Source organism: Mycobacterium sp. 663a-19, from assembly GCF_035616495.1.
In the GTDB taxonomy this organism is placed as follows: Bacteria; Actinomycetota; Actinomycetes; order Mycobacteriales; family Mycobacteriaceae; genus Mycobacterium.
This window is the reverse complement of the sequence record NZ_JAPJAV010000005.1, coordinates 117653-126222: the sequence shown is the minus strand read 5'-3', so window position 1 is coordinate 126222 and position 8570 is coordinate 117653. Positions and strand designations below refer to the sequence as shown.

Annotated in this window: 9 protein-coding genes; 1 reads left to right on the top strand and 8 read right to left on the bottom strand. The window is 70.4% G+C overall.

Annotation, left to right across the window (positions count from 1 at the left end):
- Window positions 1–5: 5 nt before the first annotated feature.
- The 7 genes from OQ968_RS11100 to OQ968_RS11070 form a co-directional block, all read right to left on the bottom strand.
- Complete coding sequence (locus tag OQ968_RS11100) at window positions 6–1025, bottom strand: TIGR03617 family F420-dependent LLM class oxidoreductase (protein WP_324677639.1); 1020 nt, start codon at window positions 1023–1025, stop codon at window positions 6–8.
- Window positions 1026–1055: 30 nt separating this feature from the next.
- Window positions 1056–1916, bottom strand: a complete 861-nt coding sequence (locus OQ968_RS11095; protein ID WP_324677637.1) for an SCO6745 family protein — start codon at window positions 1914–1916, stop codon at window positions 1056–1058.
- Window positions 1917–1922: 6 nt separating this feature from the next.
- Window positions 1923–2540, bottom strand: a complete 618-nt coding sequence (locus OQ968_RS11090; RefSeq protein ID WP_324677635.1) for a TIGR03085 family metal-binding protein — start codon at window positions 2538–2540, stop codon at window positions 1923–1925.
- A 4-nt stretch (window positions 2541–2544) separates the two neighbouring features.
- A complete protein-coding gene (locus OQ968_RS11085) occupies window positions 2545–3213 on the bottom strand; it encodes a C39 family peptidase (protein ID WP_324677633.1) in 669 nt (222 codons plus the stop codon).
- Between the two features lie 252 nt (window positions 3214–3465).
- Window positions 3466–5247, bottom strand: coding sequence for a serine/threonine protein kinase PknE (locus OQ968_RS11080; RefSeq protein WP_324677631.1), 1782 nt, complete (start codon window positions 5245–5247; stop codon window positions 3466–3468).
- 101 nt (window positions 5248–5348) lie between these two features.
- The gene (locus OQ968_RS11075) at window positions 5349–5690 is read right to left on the bottom strand and encodes a hypothetical protein (RefSeq protein ID WP_324677629.1); all 342 of its coding nucleotides are present in this window, start codon (window positions 5688–5690) and stop codon (window positions 5349–5351) included.
- Between the two features lie 155 nt (window positions 5691–5845).
- On the bottom strand, window positions 5846–7153 hold the full coding sequence (locus OQ968_RS11070) for a PPE family protein, SVP subgroup (RefSeq protein WP_324677627.1): 1308 nt from the start codon (window positions 7151–7153) through the stop codon (window positions 5846–5848).
- Between the two features lie 380 nt (window positions 7154–7533).
- Between OQ968_RS11070 and OQ968_RS11065 the strand changes: the two genes are divergently transcribed.
- A complete protein-coding gene (locus OQ968_RS11065; RefSeq protein ID WP_324677625.1) occupies window positions 7534–8019 on the top strand; it encodes an SRPBCC family protein in 486 nt (161 codons plus the stop codon).
- Between the two features lie 38 nt (window positions 8020–8057).
- On the opposite strand, the gene OQ968_RS11060 is transcribed toward OQ968_RS11065, so the two are convergent.
- The gene (locus tag OQ968_RS11060) at window positions 8058–8555 is read right to left on the bottom strand and encodes a flavin reductase family protein (protein ID WP_324677623.1); all 498 of its coding nucleotides are present in this window, start codon (window positions 8553–8555) and stop codon (window positions 8058–8060) included.
- Between the last annotated feature and the right edge of the window lie 15 nt (window positions 8556–8570).

Here is an 8570-nt window from a genome sequence, read left to right as displayed (position 1 = left end):
GCCGGTCAGGACCGCGCCGAAATGCGCCGCGCGACCTCGCCGTAGCGCTCGAAGCGCTCGGGATCGGCCAGCGCGTTGTACAACACGATGCGGGTCGCGATGCCGTCGTACTTGTCGACGAGGGCGTCGGCCAGGCCGTCCCACGTCGACTCGGTGGCGAAGGTCGCGATGTGGTCGTCGGTGATCTGGGCCGCCATGCCCTGGAAGTCGCCGGCCTTCTGCCTCTCCCGGATGCGCGCGGTCGTCCCCTCGAATCCGGCCTCGTCCAGGATGAAGGCGTAGTTGGGTGTGCTCGCGTAGAAGCTGAGGCTGCCCCGCACGAGTTCGCGCTCGGCGCGGCGCTCTTCCTCGGTGTCGCCGACGATCGTCATGACCGGCACGACGACCGCGAGGTCCGAAGGTGCGCGGTTCGAATTAGCCGCTCCCTTAACAAGATTCGGCATCGCGTGGCGCGCCAGGTATCCGGGCTCACCGAGCGGGTGGATGTGAACACCGTCGGCCACCTCGCCCGCCATGCGCAGCATCCACGGATTCACCGCGGCGACGTCGACCTTGGGATCGGGTGCGTCGATGGGCCCCGGGCTCCACTGCGGGGTGATGAAGTCGAGGTCGTAGAACTCGCCGTGGTGGTCGAGCTTCCCCGACCGGAACGCGGCGAAGCACGCCTTCACCGCGAGCACGTAGTCGCGCAGCCGCGGGCCGGGGCGATCGAACGGCATGCCATAGCGCCGCACCACGTGCGTGCGGACCTGGGTGCCCAGACCGAGCCGGAACCTCCCGCCGGTGGCCTCCTGGAGTTCCCACGCGGCCGCCGCCGTGACGAACGGGCTGCGCGGAAAGGCCACCGCCACGCCGGTGGACAGTTCGAGACCGGGCGCGGCCTGCGACGCCACGGCGGCGTCGAGGTACGCGGTGCGCCCGGTTTCGGTGAACAGGAGGCCGGCGAAGCCCGCGGCCTGCGTGCGCCGGGCGATGTCGGCGATCTGCCCTAACGGCTGAGGAACGGTCATCGCGTCGACCTGCATCGTCGAAACGTACCGCGTCCGCCGAACGAGCTAGAAGTCGCGTCGCAGGCTCATCGGGGTGACGGCGGGGATGTCGCCGCCGGCGATCACCGCCCGCGTGACCGGGGTGAGCGCCCGGAGCAGGGACTCCACCTCGTCGTCGCTCAGCGCGTCGAGCGCCGACAGCGACAGCGCGTCGGTGCGCGATTCGATGTCGTCCTTGAGCCGCCGGCCGGCCGCGGTCAGCGACCCGTCGCCGTCGAGCAGGCCGCGCTCGGCCAGCCGTTGCTCGTGGTGGCGCCACTCGGCGTCGTCGTAGTCGCGAGCGCGCGCCATGTAATCGCGCGGGACCTCACCCGCGGCGGCGTGCAGCACGTTGCATTCCCGGCCCGTGATACCCGCGGCGGCCAGCACCGCGACGTGGGTATCGCCGCGCTGCTCGCGCAGCAGCGTCGTCGCGTGCCACAGCGCGGCCAGCGGTTCGTCCGGCCACGGCAGCGCCAGGTTCGCGGCGAACAGCGGACGCCCGTCCAAGGGCGCCTGCCTCGCCGCTTTCGTCGCCAAATCCGCTGCGGCGCAGACGTTTTCATCCGCGGCGATGCCGTAGCGACGCAGCGCCGCGACCGCGGATTCGAGCCGGGCGTGCAACGCGGCCTCCGGGCCGGCGATCTGCCATGCCGCGGGCAGGGCCTTGGCGACGCGCTCGGGGGCGAAGTTGTAGAAGATGGCCGTCACCACCTCCGTCGGCACCCTGCCCAGCGGCGCCGACCGGGCGGCGAAGTAGCCCATCCAGAAGCCGCGGTAACCCAGCCCATCCAGCGCCGCGCGCGCCTCGGGAGCGAAGTACGTCACCGAATGCACCGGCGTGAACCGGTCGTACAGGCGTCGGGCAAGCTCCGGGTCTCTGCGCATGACGGGCTATAACCCCTTCGGTGCGTCGCGCACCGCTTGGACGGCCGCCTCGTCGCCCGCGAATTCGACGCAGGCCGCCCGCCCGACGGAGAACAGCAGCAGCTCCTCGGGCGCGCCGGTCACGGTGACGGCCGGGCCCCGCCCGGCGGTCAGCAGCGTCGTGCCCTCCGGGGTGCGCAACGCGACCCGGCCCGGAACCTTCGCCAGCGTCAGCCGGCCCATCAGCGGCAGGGTCCGGCGCAGCCTGGAGGCCAGCGCCGGCTCGAGTGCCCGGGGCTCCCAGCCCGGCCGCGCACGTCGCACGTCCTCGTGGTGGATGAACATCTCACCGACGTTGGCCACCGGGTCGAGCAGTTTGAGCGGCGAGTAGGCCGGCGGGCCGGACGCGATCTTGTCCAGCAGCTCATCCCAGTCGCGCTCGGCCGCCTCCTTTTGCACCCTGTCGGTGTGGCCGGCGAAGAACGGGATCACGATGCCGGGCGCGGCGTCGGGGCGGTACTCGCGGATCACCAGGTGGGCTGCCAGGTCCCGGGTTTTCCAGCCTTCGCACAGGGTGGGCGCCTCGGGTCCGACGCTGCGCATGGTTTCGACGAGGGCGGCACGTTCGCGTTGGGCAACCGACACGCGTTCAGCCTAGTGTCACGACGGCCGAGTTGCGGTTGGGCGCCCACGCGCGTTCGAAGGTCGCGACGGGGACCCGCTCGTCGCGCCCGGTGTCGATGCCGCTGTCGTTGAGGTGCACGACGCCGGCCTTGGTGTCGATGCCGGTGACGACCACGAAATGGTTCGCGGAGTCTCGCCTGCCCGGCCGGTTCCAGATGGTTTCGGCGTTGAGGATCACGACGACCTTGCGCCCTGCGGTCAGATCCTGCTCCAGCGCTTTGGTCGTGGTCTGAATGTTTTCCGACCGGATCCAGTAGTGCCACAACAGCACCGGTAGATTTCTGATGTCGGTGTTGCCGGCGGGTTTCCAGATCGGGCCGCGGCCCACCGCGCCCGGGGTGGCTTCGGCGACCGCGGTGATCTGCTGCTCGCTGGGCTCGCGGCCGGTGATCTGGCCGACCACGTCGGCCACCGCCAGCTCCCCGCAGTCCGAGGAGTGCTGCCGCTGCCAAAAGCGCGCGGCGGCCGCGGGGTCGCCGTGCATGCCCAGCTCGTAGTTGGCGTCGGGGACGGACGTGCCCGTTTCGGCGTGGGCCGCCGCGGAACCGCCCCCCGATGCCGCCGCGCACGCGAGGAGCACCAGCCCGGCGATTCGCGCCGCCGCCGCGACCGTGGTCCTCGGGATCTTAGTCATGCGTGTCCTCTTCTCGGGCCGCCCCGCGGCGGCGCGTCGGGAGTATGGAGAAAAGGCTCACGGGTCGCCCTACCCGGATCATCGATCCGAACCTGGTCAAGATCTTGCACCGACGCGCGGAAACTTTGTCCGATTACGACGGATTGGGCACCCCCTTGCCGGCCGCGCGGCCCGCTTGTCTCCGAGACTTAAATCGCTGCGACACCCGTCGGCGTGTCGTGTGCGTCATTTAAGTGTCGGGGACTGAGCGGATCACCCGATGAGCTTGGTGAGCCAGGTCGCATCCTGATAGTTCACGGCCTTGGTGCCGTCCCACACGAACGGCGTCCCGGAGGCATTGAACCCGGACAGCGTCGCGTCGCCGGCCGCCGCCTTCGCCTTCGCGGTGGCGACGTCGTCGCCCGCCTTGATGCAGTTGATCACGCTCGCGTCCACGCCGACGGTCTTGGCCAGCTGGGCCAGTTCGCCGTCGGTGCGGTCTTCCAGGGCGTCCTCCGCGGGCTGGAAGTTGCTGGCGAACAGGCCGGTGTAGAAGCCGCTGTAGAGCTTCGGATCATTTTGCGCCGCAACACAATACGTCGCAGCAACCGCGCGGGTCGAGTAGTCCTTGCTGCGCGACTTGTCGTCGAGGAAGTTGAGCAGGTGATAGCGCACCGCGAGCTTCTTGTTGTTCACCGCGGTGTCGATATCGCCGGCATTCGACCGGATGAAGCTGCCGCACGGTGGGCAGATGGGTTCGTTGAAGATGTCGATCGTGGTCGCTGCCGCCGGGCTGCCGACGAACACGCCGTCGTCGAGGACCCGCAGCGCGACCGCGTCGGCCGGCGGCGGTGGGGGAGTCGGCGGGGCCGGGGACGGCGACTGCCACGGGCGGGCGACCACCAGGACCACGGCCACGACGACCACCGCGGCGGTGGCGGCGACGCCGGCCCAAAGCCAGGGTTTACCGCGGCGCCGCGGTGGCTGGCCCCACGGCGGCATCCCGGTCGGCATCCCGGTCGGCACCCCGGTCGGCACACCGGTGGACATCCCGGTCGGCATCCCGGTGGGCGAAGCCCAGCCCGGTCCCGGCGGTGGCCCGTGGGTTACCGCCGCGCGCGGCGGCGGCGCGAAACCGCCGGGCGGCGGGCCGGCGAACGCGGCCGGCAGCCCCGCGAGCTGGCTGCGCTGCAGGATGTCGGTGGCGCGATCCTGATCGGGTGTGGCCAGCGCCGCGTAGGCGGCCGCCGACAGGTCACCGCAGGTGGCGTAGCGGTCCTCGGGCTTTTTCGCCATGCCGCGGGCGATCACGCGGTCGAAGGCGACCGGAATGCCCGGGCGCGCCGCGCTGGGCCGCGGGATCGCCTGGTTCAGGTGCGCGCTCATCACGCTGATCTGGTCCCCCTGAAACGGCGGCGAGCCGGTCAAGCACTCGTACAGCACACACGCCAGGGCGTAGATGTCGGCCCGATAGGTCACCTCGGCGTCGGAGAACCGCTCGGGGGCCATGTATTTGAAGGTGCCCACCGTGGTGCCGAACTGCGTCAGCTTTTCGTCGGAGCTGGCGCTGGCGATCCCGAAGTCGACGAGGTAGGCGAAGTCGTCCGAACTGACCAGAATGTTCTCCGGCTTCACGTCGCGGTGCAGCACCCCCGCGGCGTGCGCGGCGTCGAGCGCCGAGCCGATCTGCCGCACGATCGCCACCGCCCGCGGCGGCGCCAGCGGCCCGTAGCGGCTCAGCATGGTCGCCACGTCCACGCCGTCGATCAGCCGCATGTCCACATAGAGTTGCCCGTCGATCTCGCCGAAGTCGTGGATCGGCACGACGTGCGGCTCCTGCAGCCGCCCCGCGGTGCGGGCCTCGCGCTGCATCCGGGAGCGGAACACCGGGTCGTTGGAAAGCGCCGGCGACATCAGCTTCAGCGCTACGACCCGTTCCCGCACCGTGTCCTCGGCCTCGTAGACGTCGCCCATGCCGCCGCGACCGACCAGCCGCCGCAGCCGGTACGGCCCGAACTCCGAACCCTCACGCGAATCCGCGGTCGTGTCACTCATCGCCGACTCCTCACCCGCCGTACGCGGTGGCATGCCAGGCATAAGGCTAATGGTTCGGGCAACCACCGGGCACGGTGAACGCGGAGAATGCCAGCAAGCGGTCAGGGCCGCTCTTCGCCGCCGTTCCTGCGTTCGCTGAGGCCCTCCCGGGACAACGCCCTGACGAAGCCGTACGCGTGCATCCCGGCCGGGCCGGGATTTTGGACGATCCAGTCGTTGATCCTTCCCAGCGCCCTGGCCAGGTCGTCGCGCCTGACGCGGACGAGGTAGGTCTTCCGGTCGTCGTTCGGGTCGTCGGTGGCTTCCGCGACCGCGACCGGGTGTCGGAACGCGTACGCGATCCCGTGCACGGAGTCGTGGTTGAGCGCCCAGCGAAGTTCGCTGGGCCGCAGTCGATTCACCGCCAGGTTGCGGTAATCGCGATCGTCGTTCGCGCTGCTCACCTGCCCGATGATCCTCCTGAAGGGTGCCGCGACAATTTTCGACGACATGGATTGAAGGTGGTGTCGCGCAGGCGATTCGATGAATACGTCACCGCGGACACCCATCATCATAGGAAGGCCGGCGGTTCGCCGCCTGTCGAGAAGTCGAAGGAAGTTCAGCGGCCGAGCAGGCGCCGCTTCAGCTCGAGGAATTCCTCGTTGGTCAGCACTCCGGAGTCGCGGAGTTCGGCGAGCTCCCGTAGCTCGGCCGCGATTCCCTTCACGACGCCGCCCCGTTCGAGCGACTCGGTGTCACCGGTTGTCGCCTTGGCGCGCTCCCGGCGCCCGCCGCCGCCGAGGGCGCCGCTGAGGGCCCGGCTGGCCGTCGCCCCGACCGCCATGTCGCCGAGCGGGCTTCCGGTGCCGATGGTCAGCGCCGCCTCGGGCGCGGCGGCGGTGCTGGCGGCCGGCAACCCGAGCGCGGCCGGACGTATCGCCGGGGCCTGCGCGGTCCAGCCCGCCGGCACCGACAGCGCGCCCACCTTGTTCGCCCCGCCCAGGCCAGCCGAAAGCGTCGTTCCCCCGGCGAGGTTGGTGATCACCGGAAACGGTGTCGGCGGTACCGGCGCCGAGCCCGGCCAGGCCTGGATGCCGGCCCAACCGCTGACGATCTCATCGGTGTGCAGACCGGTCAGGGCACTGGCGACGTCGAAGGGCAGCGCCACGCTGCCGACGGTGAGCCCGGCCGCCCCGATTTCCGGGTCGACAAAGATTCCGCTCAGGCTGCCCAGCAGGTTGATCAGAGTCAGCGCCGACGGCGGGTCGGCCGCGGCCGGCGCGCCGAGGCCGATGAGCGCGTTGGGTACCGCGGTGACCGACGAGACGATGCTTTGCGCGTTTCCCGCTGCGGTGCCGGTGCTTTGGCCGACGGCGGTGGCTTGGTCGGCCCCGGCCGCCGGGCTGGTGGTCCGCGGCGGTTCGGTGAACGGCGACAACGTGGTCGCGGCCGCCGACGAAAGCGCGTAGCCGTACATCGCCGCGGCGTCCCGCGCCCACATCTCGGCGTACTCGGCCTCGGTGGCGGCGATGGCCGGAGTGTTCTGTCCTAAGAGGTTGGTGGCCACCAGCGTTGCGAGCTGGGCGCGGTTGGCCGCGATCACCGGCGGGGGCACCGTGTCCGCGAACGCGCTCTCATAGGCGGCGGCGGCCATCTTGGCCTGGGCGCCCGTCTGCTCGGCCTGCGCGGCGGTCGCGTTCATCCACGCCGCGGTGGTGGCGGCGGCGGCCGCCATCGACGCCGACGAGGGGCCCAGCCACGGGCCGGCGATCAGCCCCGACAGCACCGACTGATACGAACTTGCCGCGGCATGCAGTTCGGCGGCCAACGTGTCCCAGGCCGCCGCGGCGGCCAGCATGGGTCCCGACCCGGCGCCGGCATACATCCGGCCGGAGTTGATTTCCGGCGGTAACGCCGCGAAATCCATCGCTGCACACCCTCCCGCAGGTCGGGTTCGAAGCGGCCCCCATGAGCGGGGTGGCCCCAAACGAACCGGTACTGGCCATAGTGACGGTCACGGCCCGTGCGCCGCCGTGGTTTGCTCCGTTCTCGCTACGTTAATCGCCAGTTAATGTGACTTCGTATGCGGCAACCGCCGCCGAGCAAATCCCGTGCCGGCGGCACGTGGGACGGATGGCTAGAGGGTATACCGAACTGCCTGCGAACCAGTCGCGAATCGCCGCGGCCCGGGTGTGTCGCCGAACCCCGCCGCGATCCTTGTGACCTGCGGTTTTTGGTAACACCGTCGGGCGATCCGAGCATCGGCGAGTAGATTGACGATCTCACCTTCGGCGGTTGCGAGGAATCATGACGGAACGCTTCGAGGTCGAACGCACCATCCCGGCGCCGGCGGCCGATATCTTCGCCGTGCTGTGCGACCCGCAGGGCCACGTCGCGATCGACTCGTCGGGGATGCTTCAGGACGCCGAAGGCGATCCGGTGCGAGCCGCCGGCGACGGTTTCGTGGTCCACATGGACCGCGCGGCGCTGAACGACTTTCCGCAGCTGGGCAAGTACGACGTCACGGTCAGCATCACCGAGTTCGAGCGGGACCGGCTGATCGCGTGGACGGTGCTGGGCCAGATCAAGCCGCCCATCGGCCATGTCTACGGTTACCGGCTCCGGCCGGCCGACGATGCGACGGGCACCGCGGTCACCTCGTTCTACGACTGGTCCAACATCGATCCGAAGTGGCGCGAGGCCGGGATCTTCCCGGTGCTTTCCGAGGGCGCGCTGCGGGCGACCCTGGGCATCCTGGACCGCACCGTGCGCCGCGGTTATCCACGGCCATAAGCCGGCGGGCGATAAGCCGGCGGGCGATAAGCCGGCGCTCAGGCCTCGTGGCCGGGCCGCAGGTGATGGACGTCGCCGAAGGACACCCAACGCTCGAGCCCGTGCGGCGGGCTGCCGCCCACCGGTTCCAGCAGGTGCCCGACGTGGTCGCCCAGGGAGAAACGGTCGAGGATCTTCCCGACGAACCAGGCCGCCGCGTCGTCAAGGATCGGCATCCGCGCCGGGCCGTGATGCCAGGAGCAGCGCTCGAACTTGTCGACGGTGTCGCCGGTCTGGGTGCCGAACAGTTCCACGACGTCGAGGTGCTGGCGGTCGAACACGTGCACCGCCAGGTGGGTGGCGCCGGTGGCCACCCGGAACGTGTGGTTCTGCTCGGACAGGCCGACCAGGAAGCGGGGCGGGTGGATGCTGGCCTGGCAGGCGAACCCCACCAGGCACCCGGCCGCGACGCCGTCGGCGCGCGTGGTGACGACGAACATCGGGTAGTTCAACAGCGCGACCAGCTTCTCGAATGCGTCCACCCCGGGCTCGGCCACGGGCCCAGTGTCGCA

Coding starts and splice junctions, on each gene's coding strand:
- OQ968_RS11100 (WP_324677639.1), bottom strand. CDS start 1,025: ATGCAGGTCGACGCGATGACCGTTCCTCAGCCGTTAGGGCAGATCGCC.
- OQ968_RS11095 (WP_324677637.1), bottom strand. CDS start 1,916: ATGCGCAGAGACCCGGAGCTTGCCCGACGCCTGTACGACCGGTTCACG.
- OQ968_RS11085 (WP_324677633.1), bottom strand. CDS start 3,213: ATGACTAAGATCCCGAGGACCACGGTCGCGGCGGCGGCGCGAATCGCC.
- OQ968_RS11080 (WP_324677631.1), bottom strand. CDS start 5,247: ATGAGTGACACGACCGCGGATTCGCGTGAGGGTTCGGAGTTCGGGCCG.
- OQ968_RS11070 (WP_324677627.1), bottom strand. CDS start 7,153: ATGGATTTCGCGGCGTTACCGCCGGAAATCAACTCCGGCCGGATGTAT.
- OQ968_RS11065 (WP_324677625.1), top strand. CDS start 7,534: ATGACGGAACGCTTCGAGGTCGAACGCACCATCCCGGCGCCGGCGGCC.